The 15,508-nt window shown below is 59.8% G+C and carries 17 protein-coding genes; 4 read left to right on the forward strand and 13 right to left on the reverse strand.

Going from position 1 to position 15,508, the window contains the following annotated elements; genetic code table 11:
• Positions 1-16: 16 nt before the first annotated feature.
• The 9 genes from TU74_RS10940 to TU74_RS10980 form a co-directional block, all read right to left on the reverse strand.
• Positions 17-628, reverse strand: a complete 612-nt coding sequence (locus tag TU74_RS10940) for a transglycosylase SLT domain-containing protein (RefSeq protein WP_169895009.1) — start codon at positions 626-628, stop codon at positions 17-19.
• A gap of 44 nt (positions 629-672) precedes the next feature.
• Positions 673-1,692, reverse strand: a complete 1,020-nt coding sequence (gene murB / locus TU74_RS10945; protein ID WP_048376462.1) for a UDP-N-acetylmuramate dehydrogenase — start codon at positions 1,690-1,692, stop codon at positions 673-675.
• The gene (locus TU74_RS10950; protein WP_047276258.1) at positions 1,689-2,153 is read right to left on the reverse strand and encodes a low molecular weight protein-tyrosine-phosphatase; all 465 of its coding nucleotides are present in this window, start codon (positions 2,151-2,153) and stop codon (positions 1,689-1,691) included. Before TU74_RS10950 ends, murB begins: the two co-directional genes overlap by 4 nt.
• Complete coding sequence (gene kdsB, locus TU74_RS10955) at positions 2,153-2,917, reverse strand: 3-deoxy-manno-octulosonate cytidylyltransferase (RefSeq protein WP_047277323.1); 765 nt, start codon at positions 2,915-2,917, stop codon at positions 2,153-2,155. The genes TU74_RS10950 and kdsB overlap by 1 nt, the downstream gene beginning before the upstream one ends.
• Complete coding sequence (locus TU74_RS10960; protein ID WP_047276262.1) at positions 2,914-3,099, reverse strand: Trm112 family protein; 186 nt, start codon at positions 3,097-3,099, stop codon at positions 2,914-2,916. Before TU74_RS10960 ends, kdsB begins: the two co-directional genes overlap by 4 nt.
• A gap of 24 nt (positions 3,100-3,123) precedes the next feature.
• Complete coding sequence (gene lpxK, locus TU74_RS10965) at positions 3,124-4,134, reverse strand: tetraacyldisaccharide 4'-kinase (RefSeq protein WP_047280948.1); 1,011 nt, start codon at positions 4,132-4,134, stop codon at positions 3,124-3,126.
• The gene (locus TU74_RS10970) at positions 4,134-4,562 is read right to left on the reverse strand and encodes an ExbD/TolR family protein (RefSeq protein WP_048376464.1); all 429 of its coding nucleotides are present in this window, start codon (positions 4,560-4,562) and stop codon (positions 4,134-4,136) included. Before TU74_RS10970 ends, lpxK begins: the two co-directional genes overlap by 1 nt.
• On the reverse strand, positions 4,559-5,194 hold the full coding sequence (locus TU74_RS10975; RefSeq protein ID WP_047276443.1) for a MotA/TolQ/ExbB proton channel family protein: 636 nt from the start codon (positions 5,192-5,194) through the stop codon (positions 4,559-4,561). Before TU74_RS10975 ends, TU74_RS10970 begins: the two co-directional genes overlap by 4 nt.
• Before the next feature lie 76 nt (positions 5,195-5,270).
• Positions 5,271-7,493: a DNA internalization-related competence protein ComEC/Rec2 gene (locus tag TU74_RS10980; protein WP_164488089.1), complete on the reverse strand. Its 2,223-nt coding sequence runs from the start codon at positions 7,491-7,493 to the stop codon at positions 5,271-5,273.
• 133 nt (positions 7,494-7,626) lie between these two features.
• Between TU74_RS10980 and TU74_RS10985 the strand changes: the two genes are divergently transcribed.
• A complete protein-coding gene (locus TU74_RS10985) occupies positions 7,627-8,142 on the forward strand; it encodes a DUF2062 domain-containing protein (RefSeq protein WP_048376468.1) in 516 nt (171 codons plus the stop codon).
• A 42-nt stretch (positions 8,143-8,184) separates the two neighbouring features.
• On the opposite strand, the gene TU74_RS10990 is transcribed toward TU74_RS10985, so the two are convergent.
• From TU74_RS10990 to TU74_RS11000, 3 genes are all read right to left on the reverse strand, one after another.
• Positions 8,185-8,964: an ABC transporter permease gene (locus TU74_RS10990; protein WP_048376470.1), complete on the reverse strand. Its 780-nt coding sequence runs from the start codon at positions 8,962-8,964 to the stop codon at positions 8,185-8,187.
• Positions 8,961-9,893, reverse strand: coding sequence for an ABC transporter ATP-binding protein (locus TU74_RS10995; protein ID WP_047276274.1), 933 nt, complete (start codon positions 9,891-9,893; stop codon positions 8,961-8,963). Before TU74_RS10995 ends, TU74_RS10990 begins: the two co-directional genes overlap by 4 nt.
• Before the next feature lie 135 nt (positions 9,894-10,028).
• The gene (locus TU74_RS11000; RefSeq protein WP_047294766.1) at positions 10,029-10,652 is read right to left on the reverse strand and encodes a glutathione S-transferase family protein; all 624 of its coding nucleotides are present in this window, start codon (positions 10,650-10,652) and stop codon (positions 10,029-10,031) included.
• A gap of 151 nt (positions 10,653-10,803) precedes the next feature.
• On the opposite strand from TU74_RS11000, the gene TU74_RS11005 reads away from it, so the two are divergent.
• On the forward strand, positions 10,804-13,251 hold the full coding sequence (locus tag TU74_RS11005; RefSeq protein ID WP_048376472.1) for an acyl-CoA dehydrogenase: 2,448 nt from the start codon (positions 10,804-10,806) through the stop codon (positions 13,249-13,251).
• 62 nt (positions 13,252-13,313) lie between these two features.
• Positions 13,314-13,730, forward strand: a complete 417-nt coding sequence (locus TU74_RS11010; RefSeq protein ID WP_047294770.1) for a PA2817 family protein — start codon at positions 13,314-13,316, stop codon at positions 13,728-13,730.
• Between the two features lie 99 nt (positions 13,731-13,829).
• On the opposite strand, the gene TU74_RS11015 is transcribed toward TU74_RS11010, so the two are convergent.
• Complete coding sequence (locus TU74_RS11015) at positions 13,830-14,789, reverse strand: LysR family transcriptional regulator (RefSeq protein ID WP_047294880.1); 960 nt, start codon at positions 14,787-14,789, stop codon at positions 13,830-13,832.
• An 88-nt stretch (positions 14,790-14,877) separates the two neighbouring features.
• Here TU74_RS11015 and TU74_RS11020 point away from each other — a divergent pair, with 88 nt between their 5' ends.
• Positions 14,878-15,504, forward strand: coding sequence for a serine-tRNA(Ala) deacylase AlaX (locus TU74_RS11020; RefSeq protein ID WP_048376474.1), 627 nt, complete (start codon positions 14,878-14,880; stop codon positions 15,502-15,504).
• The last annotated feature ends 4 nt before the right edge of the window (positions 15,505-15,508 follow it).

Consider the following 15,508-nt stretch of genomic DNA (forward strand, 5'->3'; position numbering starts at 1 on the left):
TAATGTCCGTCAAATCTTAGAAGAACCAGAATGAACGACGCTTGCTCTCTAACTCGCCGCGGCACTGGTTAAGCTGCGCACCGTAGGTTCTGGACTGCTGCTCAACTTTGCGCGCGACCTGCATCAGCCAGGGCTTGGCGCGGTAAGTCCCGCGACTGTAGCCCCCTCGACCTTCGTGATAGGCCAAATACTGGTTATAAGCATCCCACTTGGAAATCCCCAACTGCTGTTGCGTGCCCGCCGTATACCAGCCGATAAAGCGGATGGCGTCCGCAAAGTTGTCCCGCGACCCACTTTTGCCGGTGCTTCTTTCAAAGTCACTCCAGGCGGGAGGCTGAGCCTGAGCATATCCGTAGGAAGGACTCACACGCCCCCAGGGGATGACCCACAACAGATAAGCACGCGGTGGCAGCGCGTCGGCCACGAAACTGCTCTCCTGCTTCATGATTGCCATCGCCACCTGGGGCGGTGTGCCCCATTGACTCTGCATAGCAAGGGAATCTTCATACCAGCGCGGGTATTGCCGGTAGATGTTGCACAGGTTGTCCTGATCCCGCGGAGGTGCAGTGGTGCACCCCGACAGCGCCACCAGAGTCAACGCCAGGGCCCATGCAGGCTTATGTTTCATTGAATGTCCTCAGGGCACTGCCAATGACGCCGCGAAGGCGCTCATCAATACAGATTGGGTTCCATCTCAAGCTGCACATTGAACCGCCGGGCGATGTCTTCCTGAATGCGCTGCGCCAGCGATAACAATTGCAAACCAGTTGCCGCGCCATAGTTGACCAACACCAGCGACTGCAAGCGATGGACGCCTGCATCTTCTTCCCGGAAGCCTTTCCAGCCAGCCGTCTCGATCAACCACCCGGCCGCCAGCTTGACCTGGCCATCGGCTTGCGGATAGCCGACGAGGTTGGGGTGGGTCAATTTCAGCTCAGCCGCCAGTGCTGAGGACACCACAGGGTTTTTGAAGAAACTCCCGGCATTGCCAAGCACCGCTGGATCAGGCAGTTTTTCGCTGCGGATGCTGCTGATGGCGCGACTGACATCCGTGGCCGTCGGCTGATGGATACCTTGTTCGCTCAGTCTCTGGCGTACCGGGCCGTACTCCAGGTGCAAACGGGCAGCGCGGCTCAGGGCAAAACGGACTCGTAAAATCAACCAGCGCCCCGGATGCTGCTTGAACACGCTGTCGCGGTAACCAAAGTTGCATTCCTCGAGCGTGAAATCACGCAGCTGGCCCGTTTGACGATCCAGCGCCGTCAGCCCGGCAAACACATCCTTGATCTCCACCCCGTAGGCGCCAATGTTCTGCATCGGTGCAGCGCCGACCGTACCGGGGATCAGGCTCAGATTCTCAAGCCCGGCGAACCCCTGGGCCAGGGTCCACAAGACAAAGGCATGCCATACCTCGCCCGCCTCGGCCTCGACCACCACACGCTGCCCGCCATCCTCGATCACCCGAATGCCGCGGGTGGCCATGCGCAAGACCAGCGCCTGAACATCCTGAGTCAGCAGCACGTTGCTGCCACCGCCAATGACCAGCAAGGGTAATTCGCGCTCGGCGCAATATTGCAACGCTTCACGCACCTCGTCGTCGTTGTGCGCCTCGGCAAACAGCCGCGCACGCACATCGACACCGAAGCTGTTGAACGGTTTGAGCGACGCATCAACCTGCAACTGCAAACTCATACACGTCCCTTCAATTCGATCACCAGCCCATCACAGGCCGCTTCTATCAAGTCCAGCACTTCTTCGAACCCTTGTTCACCGTCGTAATAAGGGTCGGGAACTTCATGTTTCACGCCCTTATACCGACGCAGGAACAGATCCAGCTCAGCCTTGCCCTTGGCAGGCTGTAGGGCCTTGAGGTCCCGCAGGTTGCTGTTATCCATCGCCAGAATCAGGTCATAGCGCTCGAAATCCTGCGCACGAACCTGTTGCGCTCGTTGCTGCGACAGGTCATAGCCCCGCCGCAGAGCGGCCCGTTGCGTGCGCTTGTCCGGCGGCTCGCCAGCATGCCAGCCGCCAGTCCCGGCCGACGCCACTTCAATCTGCCCCTCCAGACCCGCCTGCTGAAGTCTGTGGCGCAGCACACCTTCGGCCGTTGGCGAACGGCAAATATTGCCCAGGCATACAAACAGGATGCGCATCACGCCTCCAACAAACGCCGAACGCGCTCAAGGTCTTCGGGGGTGTCGACTCCCGCAGGGGGGGCTTGCAGCACATCGGCCACATGAATCCGCACGCCATGCCACAACGCCCGCAGTTGCTCCAGGCGCTCGGTGTTTTCAAGCCAGCACGGCCCCCAGCTGACGAAGTCATGCAGGAAGCCCGCCCGATAGGCGTAGATCCCGATGTGTCGGCGGTAAGGCACGCCCTCAGGCAAACGCTCGGTGCTCAGGGCAAAATCGTCACGCGCCCACGGCAATGTGGCACGGCTAAACGTCAGGGCCAGCCCATTGACATCGCTGACCACTTTGACCACGTTCGGGTTGAACAGGGTCGCGACGTCTTCAATCGGCTCGGCCAGGGTGGCCATGCTGGCTTCACCATGGGCCGCGAGGTTGACAGCCACCTGGTCAATCACTTGCGGCGGGATCAGCGGCTCATCACCCTGAACGTTGACCACGATCGCATCACTGGCCAGGCCCAATTGCGTGGCCACTTCGGCCAGACGATCGGTGCCTGACTCATGGTCGGCCCGGGTCAACAGCACCTCGGCGCCAAACGCCTTGCAGGCTTCGACGATGCGCGCGTCATCGGTGGCGACCACCACACGCTGCGCACTGCTTTTGCACGCCTGCTCCCAAACATGCTGGACCATGGGTTTGCCCGCAATCATTTGCAACGGCTTGCCGGGCAAACGCGTCGAGGCAAAACGCGAGGGGATGACAACCGTAAAAACCGGAATCATTTATCCAGACGCTCATCATCGGTGAGGGTGCGGGCTTCGGTTTCCAGCATGACCGGAATGCCATCACGGATCGGGTACGCAAGACCGGCGCCCTTGCTGATCAGCTCCGTTTTGTCGGCGCTGAGCTTGAGCGGGCCTTTGCAAACCGGGCAGGCAAGGATGTCGAGCAATTTGGTGTCCATAAGGTTTCCCTGAATAAAGATGAGTTAGGGCAAAAAACGATCAGGCAAAAGACGCAATAACTGTTGATCCAACCAGAGCGCGAAGGCCTCTGAAGGTACAGCGTCTACCGCCAGATACCACCAGTTCGGCGCGGCAAAGTCGCGGCATTTCACCGCATCCTTCTCCGTCATGACCAGCGGCAAGTCCGGCTTGAAATTCAGAACTTCAGCACTGTAGGGCGCATGGTCGGCAAACGCGTGGGCAATTGGCCGCCAGTGTAGCGTTTCAAGGGTTTTGAAAAAACGCTGCGGGTTACCGATACCGGCCACCGCGTGCAGTGCTTGCTCAGGAGGAAAATAATCCAGTGCCTGACGCTCACCCGTGCGCACGTTGATGAGCGCTGTCGGCTGCAACTGAAAGGCAAAACCTAGGGCAGGGTCTGTTTGGGCGCCGTTGTACAGCACCGCATCGACACTGCTGAGGCGTTCGGCCGGTTCACGCAGTGGGCCGGCTGGCAGGCAGCGGCCGTTACCCAGGCCGCGCGCGTTATCGATCAGTACCAGTTCCAGATCGCGGGCCAGCCGGTAATGTTGCAGACCGTCATCAGACAGGATCACGTCCAGCGGCTCGGTGGCCAACAGCGTTTTCACCGCACGGCTGCGATCCGGATCGATCATTAACGGCACACCCGTGCGCTGCACAATCAACAACGGCTCATCCCCCGCCTCTGCGGCCGGTTGATCCGCCGTGACCCGCCAAGGGAACTGCCCCGGTCTGGCGCCGTATCCCCGGCTGACCACCCCGACCCGCAGCCCTTTACGTTGGCAATGCGCGATCAGCCACAGGATCAAAGGCGTTTTGCCTGTGCCTCCCACGGTGATATTGCCCACGACTACGACAGGCACCGGGGCTCGATAAATGTCGCCCTGCCCGGCCATAAAGCGCGCACGCTTGCCGTTCACCACACGCCGGTAGAGGCATTCGAGCGGTCTTAATAGTGTCAGCAAGGGGTGCCCGGTGTACCAGGCCCGCAACAAACGATCGGACATGGCCATCAGGGATTCGCCTGCGCCTCGACCGTGGTCATGCGCAACTGGCTGAACCCCAGCTTACCCGCTGCATCCATGGCGGTTACCACGGCCTGGTGCTGGGTTTTGCCATCCGCACTGATCGACAACGGCAATGACGTGTCCCCGCCGGATTCTTTCTGCAGGGCTTGCATCAGGCTGGCCAGATCATTTTTCGGCAATAACTGGTTATTCACCGAAAACACGCCGTCCGCGCTGATGGCGATATCCAGCTGTTTAACGGTTTGATCTTCGCTCGGGGAGCCACTCACCGCTTCAGGCAGGTCAACCCGCAGTTGGGTTTCACGGGTGAAGGTGGTGGTCACGACGAAAAACAGCAGCAGGATAAACACCACGTCGATCAGCGAAGCGAGGTTGATATCCACCGTTTCTCGTGGCTTGCGGCGAAATTTCACGCTGTGCTCCCGGCCATGTCGACTTCGCGGTCGCCTTGAACGACTTCAACCAGTTTGATGGCTTCCTGCTCCATGCCGACCACCAGCTCGTCGACGCGACGCTGCAGGAAACGATGGAAGAACACCGCCGGGATACCCACCATCAGGCCCGCTGCCGTGGTGATCAACGCTTTGGAGATACCGCCTGCCAGGATTGCAGCATTGGTGGTCATGCCCGAGCCCATGAACGAGCTGAAAATATCGATCATGCCCAGTACTGTGCCCAGCAGGCCCAGCAACGGGGCCATCGCGGCGATCGTGCCCAGCGCGTTGAGGTAGCGCTCCAGCTCGTGAATCACACGGGCAGCCGCCTCCTCAATGCACTCTTTCATGATCTCGCGGCCGTGACGGGAATTGGCCAGACCCGCCGCAAGGATTTCACCCAGCGGGGAATCAGCACGCAGTTGTTTGAGTTTCTCTTTGTCCAGCTGCTTGTCTTTGATCCACACCCAAACTTGCCCCAAGAGATGAGGCGGCGTCACGCGGCTGGCGCGTAATGTCCAAAGACGCTCGACAATAATGCCCAGCGCGGCAACAGAGCTCAGAATGATCGGCAGCATCATCCAGCCACCGGATTTGACCAGTTCCCACACAGTGACAATCCCCTCGAAAAAGTGCGCCACTCTACCATAGGATTGGCTCGCCGCTCAGGCACGCACAAAACCCCTGTCACCCGTCAAGGCGCCAGAACCTGCGTTGTTGACGCTCGCCCAGAGCCACCCCCTTCGCCCCCAGGCTCAAACGCACGGCGCCTTGTTCTGCACTGTCGAGCACCGTCATGCCCAACGCCCGGTAGCGAGCCAATACCTGAGGGTGCGGGTGACCAAAACTGTTGCCAGCCCCGCGTGAAATCAAGACATGCTGCGCAGACAGCGCGTTCAGAAACACCCGGGACGACGAGGTGCGGCTGCCGTGATGCGGAGCTTGCAACCACTGCACCGGGACCGCCAAAGGGCTGCGCAAAAAAGCACGCTCAGCCTGCGCGTCGATGTCTCCGGTCAGCAATAGCCGCTCATCGCCAGCCTGTACCAAGAGCACACAGGACTTTTGGTTGCCGTTGCTGGCGTCCGGCCATTGCCAAAGCGAGAAGCGCACACCGTCCCACTCCCAGCCGTCTTGCGCGGCGCAAGGTTGAGCCTGTAACTGAGCGGGCAAACCCGGTACGTCGCCGCTGATCACCTGCTTGACGTTCAGCGCTCGCCGGACCGCCAACGCACCCCCTGCGTGGTCTGAGTCGGCATGGCTGATCAGCATCAAATCCAGCTCATGGATGCCTTGCGAGCGCAGAAAAGGCACGACCACCCGCTCCCCCTGATCCAGATCCCGGAGCGTGGGGCCCGCGTCATAAAGCAGGGTGTGGTGGCGCGTGCGCAACAGCATGGCCAACCCTTGCCCGACGTCCAGTTGCCAGACCTCAACCTGACCGTGCGGGACCTGCTCGCGCGGCGCAAGAAACGCCAATGCCAGCAGCGGCCAACCCAATGGCCTCAGCGCAACGCCCGCCGGCAACAGCAGCATCACAACCCCTGCCGCCGTCAGCGCCCAAATGCCGATCGGTACGGCTGGCGGCAACCAGGCCGGGAACGTCCCCGCCAACCAGGTCAAACCGCGTATCAACACGTCCAGCAGCCCCCCGGACACCCAAAGCAACCCCTCTCCCAGCCAGGGCACGGGCAGCAAGAAGGTGCCCAGCAACGCTGAGGGCAACACCAGCAGGCTGATCCACGGCACCGCCACCAGGTTCGCCAGCGGGCCGGTCGCACTCACGGGTAACGCCAAGGCCCACATCACGGGAAACAGCCCCAGGGCAATCAGGCCGTGGGGCCTTGTCCAGGCAGACCACTGACTCCACGCCCCCAAACGCCCGCTGAACGTAAAAATCAGCACGGCAACCGCTGCAAATGAAAGCCAAAAACCAGGCATCAGGCTGGCTAACGGCTCCACCAGCAAGACCGCATTCAACGCCAGCAAAAATGGCAACCACACCCCTAAATGCCGAAAGCGCAGACGCCATAACAGCACCAGGCCCAGCATCACGCAGGCGCGCTGCACTGGCACTTCAAATCCGGCCAACAGGCCATAACTGACCGCCCCCACAAACGCCAGGCCACACGCCCAAGGCAGCCACGGCCAGCCTCGGGGCCATATGCCATAACGCGCGAACAGTGCGATCAGCCCGTAGAGCAAACCGGCAAACAAACCGATGTGCTGCCCCGAGATCACCAATAAATGTACGGTGCCTGTGGTTTGCAACAGCTTCCAGTCTTCGCGGTCCAGACCGGAGCCGTCCCCCATCACCAGCGCCGCCAGCCAGGGCGCCCGGCCATGGGCCTCGACACTCAACAAACGTTGACGCAACCCGTCACGCCACGCAGAAGAGGCTGTCGCCAGCCGCTGCCCATCCTTGACCGTTCCGGTTGCGCCTATCCGCTTGCTGAGCAACCACGCCTCGTAATCAAACCCCTGAGGATTAAGCAGACCCCGCGGCTTTTTCAGCTTCACGGCCAGGCGCCAGCGTTCGCCACTGTTAACCGGCGGACCACCTTGCCAGCTCAAGCGAAGCGTGCGCGGCAACTCAGCCCGACGAGAGACGGGCGTATCGATGTCAAACCCCACGTAGGACGCCGTGCGTTGCGGCAACCCAGTCACCCGCCCTTCAATCCAGAGGGTGCGACCGTCGAGGGCATCCGACAGGCGGTCATCCAGTGCCGACTGCCCCTGCACGCATGCCCACACCAACCCCAGCAGCCACAACCCGACCGGGTACGTTCGAAAAAACATCAGCCCTACTGCAAGGCCGCACAACCCCCCTAACCACCCTGCCGGGGGCAGTACCGGCAAATACCTTAACGCCATCAACCCCAGCGCCAGCCCTGTCATCCCTGTGTACATAGCCCGCCCCAAAAATCCCTTTCACACGGATTAGTCCATCAGGGCAAACGACGCTTTAATAATTGTCACAAAGTCTGAATAGGCATAAGGCCGAATTTGGGCATACTGGCCCATTCATCCCAGGGAGAGGCCCATGCCACGGCGTTTATTCAAACGTTACATGCCAGACCCGGCAAGCATCAGGGAACACAAATCCTTACGATTTATGGGCACCCTGCTGCATGACCCAAACCTGTGGCACCTGAATCGGCACTCCGTATCCCGCGCCATGGCCGTGGGCATATTCGCCGCGTTCATCCCCATGCCGTTTCAAATGCTGCTGGCCGCGTTCCTCGCAATCACCGTGCGCAGCAACATGCCCATTTCGGTCGGACTGGTGTGGCTGACCAACCCGATCACCATGCCACCGGTGTTTTATTGCACCTACAAACTCGGCGCGTGGCTAATGGACGTACCGGTACGTAAATTACCGGACGACCTGACCTGGGAGTGGATCAGCGGGCAGCTGTCTATGCTCTGGCAACCCTTCTTGCTCGGTTCGGTGGTGTGCGGCGTGGTGTTGGGTGCGCTGGCCTATTGCCTGACACAGCTGTATTGGCGCTGGTGGGTGAGCCGCCAATGGAAGCGCCGGCAAAACAATCGCCCATAAAAAAGACCCCGTTCGGGGTCTTATTGCAAAGCGCGGAACGTATTACTGACGCATGCCGCGACCGCTGACCAGCAAGCGGGCGCACAAGAAGTACAACACCACGGTCGCCACCACCATAAAGGTCAAGGCCACGCTGATTTTGATGTCAGACACCCCCAGAATGCCGTAGCGGAAGGCGTTCACCATGTGCAACACCGGGTTGGCCATCGACACCGTCTGCCAGAACGGCGGCAGCAACGAGATCGAATAGAACACCCCACCCAGATAAGTCAACGGCGTGAGCACAAACGTCGGAATGATCGAAATATCATCGAAATTGCGTGCAAACACGGCGTTAACGAAGCCCAACAGCGAAAATATGGTCGCCGTCAGCAATACCACGGCCACCGTCAACCCCAGGTGATGCACCTGCAAGTCGGTGAAAAAGAGCGACAGCAACGTCACGATCACGCCCACCATCAAGCCTCGCAGAATCCCGCCCACGGTGTAGCCGATCAAAATGGTGTGCGGCGATACCGGCGACACCATCAGCTCCTCGATGGAGCGCTGGAACTTGCTGCCAAAAAAGCTCGATACCACGTTGCCGTAGGCGTTGGTGATCACAGACATCATGATCAGGCCGGGCACGATGTACTCCATATAGGTGAAACCACCCATATCGCCGATTTGTCGGCCAATCAGGTTACCGAAGATCACAAAGTACAGAACCATGGTGATCGCTGGCGGCAGCAGGGTTTGCGGCCAGATGCGCATGAAACGGCGCACTTCGCGGTAAACAATGGTGTTCAACGCAATCAGATTGGGGCGCAGCTCCGAGCTCATATCGCCACCTTCGCCAGATTTTTCTCGACCAACGACACAAACAACTCCTCAAGGCGATTGGTTTTATTGCGCAAGCTCACCACTTCAATCTGCTGGGCAGCCAGTTGGGTGAACAAACCGGTAATGCCGACCTGTTTGTCCACCTGAACTTCCAGCGTCACGCTGTCGAGCAATTGGCTCGGGTAACCGATCAGCTGCGGCGCTGCCTGCAATGGGGTTTTCAGGTCCAGCAGGAAGGTTTCGACATGCAGCTGGCCCAACAACTGGCGCATGCTGGTGTTTTCAACGATGGTGCCGTGATCGATGATGCCGATGTTGCGGCACAGTTGCTCAGCCTCTTCCAGGTAGTGGGTGGTGAGGATGATGGTGGTGCCCTGCTCGTTCAGCTCGGTAAGGAACGTCCACATGGAGCGACGCAGCTCAATGTCCACCCCCGCCGTCGGCTCGTCGAGAATCAACAGGCGCGGCTCGTGCACCAGGGCGCGAGCAATCATCAGGCGGCGTTTCATGCCCCCTGACAATGAGCGCGAGGGCGTGTCGCGCTTGTCCCACAACCCGAGCTGGGTCAGGTATTTCTCAGCGCGTTCCTTGGCGACTTTGGGCGCAATGCCGTAATAACCCGCCTGGGTCACGACGATATCGAAGGTTTTTTCAAACTGGTTGAAGTTGAACTCCTGGGGCACCACACCGATGCAACGCTTCAAGGCGGCGGGTTCGCGGTCCAGGTCATGGCCGAACACATTCACCGTGCCGCTGGTTTTGTTCACCAGCGTCGAGAGAATGCCAATGGTTGTGGATTTGCCGGCGCCGTTGGGGCCAAGCAATGCGAAAAAATCACCTTCAGAAACATCCAGATCGATACCACTCAGGGCCTGGAAACCGTTGCCGTAGGTTTTGGTTAGCTGCCGTATGGACAGAGCGGAACTCATATCTGATTACGCACCAAGATGGGGGAATAGGAGGTGTAAGTAAGGGCGAGCCGTCTGTCATACAAGTCCGTCACGCAGGCAGCATGGTGCTTGGCCTCGACGCACAAGTACAGTCGCCCGTATTAATAGTGAGTATTAAGTCAACGCGGTCATGACCGCACCGCGGTAGCACGGGCGCAGTTTCAGGCGCTCATACCACGCTTCCAGGTTCGGCATTGAAGGGCGCTCAAGGGGCATTTCAAACCAGGCATAAATGAATGACCCCAGCGGAATGTCGCCCATGCCAATTTCATCACCCGACAAATAAGGTTTTTCCGACAAGGCCTGATCCACAATCGACAGCAACTCTGCGCACGTTTTACTCGCACCGTTGATCAACACCCAGTCTTGCTGCTCGGCTGGCGTACGCAACATGCCCCAGAACAGATCGCGGAAAGGCCCTGCAAATGTCGACGTAGTCCAGTCCATCCACTTGTCTGCCTGTGCGCGCACGCACACATCGCGCTGATACCAGGAGGTGTCTGAGCCATAACGGGCAGCCAGATACCGCACGATGGCGTTGGATTCCCACAGCACGAAATCGCCGTCTTCAATCATCGGCACCCGACCGTTGGGGTTTAACGCCCGGTACTGTGGGGTATCGACCACACCAAACGCACCACCGGCCTCTTCTCGCTCGTAAGGCAAGGCCAACTCTTCGGCACACCACAGGACTTTTCTGACATTGGATGAATTCTTGCGACCCCACACTTTCAGCATGACTCAACTCCTGATTGATAGACGCCGCAGGAGTCTAACCCCACAGGACGAACTCCGCCTCCCGGGTGAGGTCACTATCCATAGCACCCCGAACAAGACTTGCGACTAAGCTCTAGAAGGTTCCCGCCACTGGTTTCACGGAGGATTGAATATGCTGTTGTTGTGGATTGTGGTTTTAATCGTTGGCGTCGCCTGGCTGGCGCATCGCCGCGTTGCACCGCTGCCCGCCATGGGCGTGGTGGCTGTCTATCTCGTGGCCATGGCCATTTTCAGCCATGCACCGGGCTGGCTGCTGGGGATCTTCTGGATTCTGCTGGCGATACCGGCCGCGCTGTTGTTGCTGCCTGATCTGCGGCGCAAGGTGTTCACCGCCCCGCTGTTCAACTGGTTTCAAAAAACCCTGCCACCCATGTCGCAAACCGAGCGCGACGCCATCGACGCTGGCACGGTGTGGTGGGATGGCGAATTGTTCAGCGGTCGTCCCGACTGGAATCAGTTGCTGGCTTACCCCAAAGTCCAGTTGACCGATGAAGAACAGGCCTTTATTGACGGCCCCACCGAAGAACTGTGCGCCATGGTCTCGGACTGGGACATCGGCCAGCGCATGGACTTGCCCCCTGAAGCCTGGGCACACATCAAGCAACACGGTTTCTTTGCACTGATCATTCCCAAGGAGTTCGGCGGCAAGGGCTTTTCGGCGTATGCGCATTCACAGGTGGCCATGAAACTCGCCACCCGCAGTGGCGACCTGGCGTCCACGGTGATGGTGCCCAACTCCCTCGGCCCGGCTGAATTGCTGCTGCACTACGGCACGGATGAACAGCGCAACCACTACCTGCCCCGCTTGGCCCGGGGCGACGACATCCCGTGCTTCGCCCTCACCGGCCCGCTTGCCGGTTCTGACGCGGGCGCCATGCCCGACACCGGCATCATTTGCAAAGGCCAGTGGCAAGGCGAGGAAGTCATCGGTCTGCGTCTGAATTGGGAAAAGCGCTACATCACGCTCGGCCCGGTCGCCACCCTGCTGGGCCTGGCCTTCAAGGCCCATGACCCCGACCACTTGTTGGGTGAGGAAGAAGATCTGGGCATCAGTCTCGCGCTGATTCCGACCGACACTCCGGGGGTCGAGATTGGCCGACGCCATCTGCCACTGGGTGCAGCCTTCATGAATGGCCCCAACTCGGGCAAAGACGTGTTTATTCCGCTGGACTACCTGATTGGCGGGCAGGAGATGCTCGGCAAGGGCTGGATGATGCTGATGAACTGCCTGTCCGTGGGCCGTTCGATTTCACTCCCGGCCGTTGGCACCGGCGCGGCCAAGTTCACCAGCCTGGTCACCGGGCAATACGCTCAGGTGCGCGAACAGTTCAACGTGCCCCTCGCAGCGTTCGAAGGCATTCAGGAAGCGCTGGCCCGTATCGGCGGCAATGCCTGGTTGATGGACAGCGCCCGCATGCTGACGGCCAACGCCGTCGATCTGGGGGAAAAACCGTCCGTGTTGTCGGCCATCCTCAAATACCACCTCACCGAGCGTGGCCGCGAATGCATCAGCCACGCCATGGACGTGCACGGCGGCAAAGGCATCATCATGGGGCCCAACAACTATTTGGGTCGCAGCTGGCAAGGGGCGCCGATCTTCATCACCGTGGAAGGCGCGAACATTCTGTCGCGCAACCTGATGATCTTCGGCCAGGGTGCCATTCGCTGCCACCCGTTTGTACTCAAGGAAATGGCACTGGCCGGGCGTGAGGACCGCGAACAGGCCCTGCACGAGTTTGATGACCTGCTGCTCAAGCACATCGGTTTTGCTGTCAGCAACGCCGCCAGTACGCTGGTCTTGAACCTGGGGCTGGGTCGCTTCGAACACGCACCGGGCAACGCGTTGAGCCAAGGCTATTTCCGCGCCTTGAACCGTCAGGCTGCAGCGTTCGCGATGCTGGCAGACCTGAGCATGATGCTGCTGGGTGGCGAACTTAAACGTCGCGAACGCCTGTCGGCGCGTCTGGGCGATGTGCTCAGCCATATGTACCTGGCCAGCGCAGCCCTCAAGCGCTATCACGATCTGGATTCACCCGAGCATCTGAACCCGCTGTTCACCTGGGCCATGGAAGAAAGCCTGGGACAGGCTGAGCGGGCACTGGATCAATTGCTGAAAAACTTCCCGAGCCGCACCTTGGGCTGGCTGCTGCGCGGGGTTGTCTTCCCGTTTGGCCGACGTCACACCGGGCCGGACGATGCACTGGACGCCGAGGTGGCCGCCGTGTTGGGACGCGCCCAAGGCGATCCGACACTGGAGGCCGTACTAGCCGGGTGCTATCGCCCGCAATCGGCTGACGATCCGGTCGGCGCCCTGCAACATGCCAGTCAACTGCTTAGCGCCGCCCAACCGCTGTTCAAAAAACTGCATCAGGGGCTCAAAAGCGGTCAGGTTAAACCGGCCGCAGGGGAACATGCGATTGATGCGGCGCTCACTGCTGGCGTGCTGCAACCGGCCGAGGCGCAGACCCTGCGCGAGGCCGAGGCGGCACGTCGCAAGGTGATCGACGTCGACGATTTCTCGAAGGAAGCACTCACCCACAGCGAAGGAAAAGTTCGATAGCACGACAGCAGGCGCGCGGAGCTTTATACTCCCGCGCCCGTTTTGCTTTAGAGGACACCGCAATGGCCACCAACGATCTCAACCACAACCTCGTGTTGCTCGACATTCTGCGCAGCATTCTGGTTGCTGTCGGTGATGCCGAGCAGATCCCCGAAGAAAGCCACGCATTGTTTATGGAACGGTTCGACGAAATGCGCAGCGCATTGCCGGTCGATCCGATCGAGAGTCAGTACCTGGGCCAGGACATCATGTGCCAGGTGATCGAACGCTACCCGCAAATCGCTCACCTGGTGCCCCGCGACCTGCTGTGGTACTTCGGCGGTGCATGCTTCAACTTCCTGTCCGATGAAGAACTGGACATGTATGAGGCGCTTGAAGAGCGCCGTCATGAAGCCGAGGAAAACGGCGAACCGTTCGACTGGAATCAGGAAAAGCAGTTCATGGCGTTGCCGACAGGCGAAGACAGCCCGCAACACTGATCAGCGCCCAGCACCACATCAGGCCCGCCCGGTTACCCGGACGGGCCTTTTTTTTTCGCCCGGCTGTTTTAAGGTCCACTGTCACGGCGGGTGTGGCGCTTAGGCAGTGCTCGCGTCCGGACTAGAGGCTGACTGCGGCCGACTCGCTTCTTGCGCCAGCCGTTCAACCAGAAAGTCGATAAACACCCGCAATTTCGGCGGCAGATAACGGGTCGGCTCGTACAGCAGCCACACGCCACCGTGGTAAGACGCAATAAAGTCCCACTCGGGCAACACCTGAACGATGCGCCCTTGCTCCAGTGCCTGACGCGCCGTGAAGTACGGCAGGCTGCCAATTCCGATGTGCTGCAACACCGCATCCAGCCGAACGCCCGTGTGATTGGCGGCATACCGCCCCTTCACCCCCACCACAGCGGATACGCTGCCCTGCTTGAACTTCCACCGTGCATCGGCCGGAGTCTCGCCCAGGCAAATACAGCTGTGATGGCGCAGATCTTCGGGCTGTTGCGGGACGCCGTTCGAGGCCAGGTACTGAGGGGTTGCGCACAGCAGTTGCTCGATCACACACAATTGCCGCCCCGCCAAGCCCGGCGCGGGCTGGTCAGTGACGCGAATGCTCAAGTCGACGTTGCCATCAATCAAATCCACATAGCGGTCTTCAAGCACCAACTGCACATCCACGTGCGGGAAGCGGCGCAGGAACTCGGGCATATGCGGGTGGATGACGTAGCGGCCGATGGCCTTGGGGACGCTCACGCGCACCAGACCTTCAGCCTCTTGGGTAAACCGTCCACTGACTTCCATGACCGATTGCGCCGCGCCCACCACATCCCGGCAGCGCTTATACACCTCCTCCCCGCCATCGCTCAGACGCAGTTTGCGGGTGGTGCGCTGCAACAAACGGATGGCCAATGCCTTTTCCAGCCGGGCAATGCTGCGGCTCACCGCAGAGGGCGAGGTGCCCAGTTGCCGCGCCGCTTCAGAAAAATTCCCGGCCTCGACCACCTTCACGAAAATCGCCATTTCGGCCAATAAGGACAACGGTAGATTTATGCTCACAGCGCACAGGTCCATTGAAAGTTGAAGGGATTATCACGCCAAGGTGACGTCCTTATACTTTAAAAACTTGTTTCTCAGGAACCTCCCCATGACCCCACGCCTGTTTTTTACCGAAGATGGACTCACCGCTCAGGTCGATGTGCTCAGTTGTGCGCCGTGTGACGATGGATTTGCGGTGGTGTTGAGTCGCACCCCTTTTCACCCCCAGGGTGGCGGGCAGCCCAGCGACACGGGCTGGATTGGGGACAGCGAAGTGATCAAGGTCTTCCATGATGTCGAGCACTTGGTGCATGTGGTCAACGCCGCAGTGCAAACAGGTAAAAACCAGGCCCGAGTCGATGCGACGCGGCGCCTTTTGAATACCCGCCTGCATTCGGCCGGTCATTTGATCGGCGTCTGTGGCGAACGCGCAGGCTGGATCCCCAGCAAAGCGCATCATTGGCCCGGTGAATGCCGGGTCAGCTTCGTCCCGGGCAACGCCCCTCAGCCGCTGCAGGCGCAACAGGTCGAGGAGCAACTGCAGCGATGGATCGACGCAGACTTGCCGCGGATGACGCACATGGAAGGCGACCAGCGTTTCATCGGCTTCGGTGAACTGCCCACCCACCCATGCGCTGGCACCCATGTCAGCTCGTTGAAGCAATTGAAGACAGTGCCCATCCTGTCGATCAAAGAAAAGAAAGGCGTGCTCACCGTTCGCTACGACGTGCAATAAGAGC

Source organism: Pseudomonas lundensis, assembly GCF_001042985.1.
GTDB lineage: Bacteria > Pseudomonadota > Gammaproteobacteria > Pseudomonadales > Pseudomonadaceae > Aquipseudomonas > Aquipseudomonas lundensis.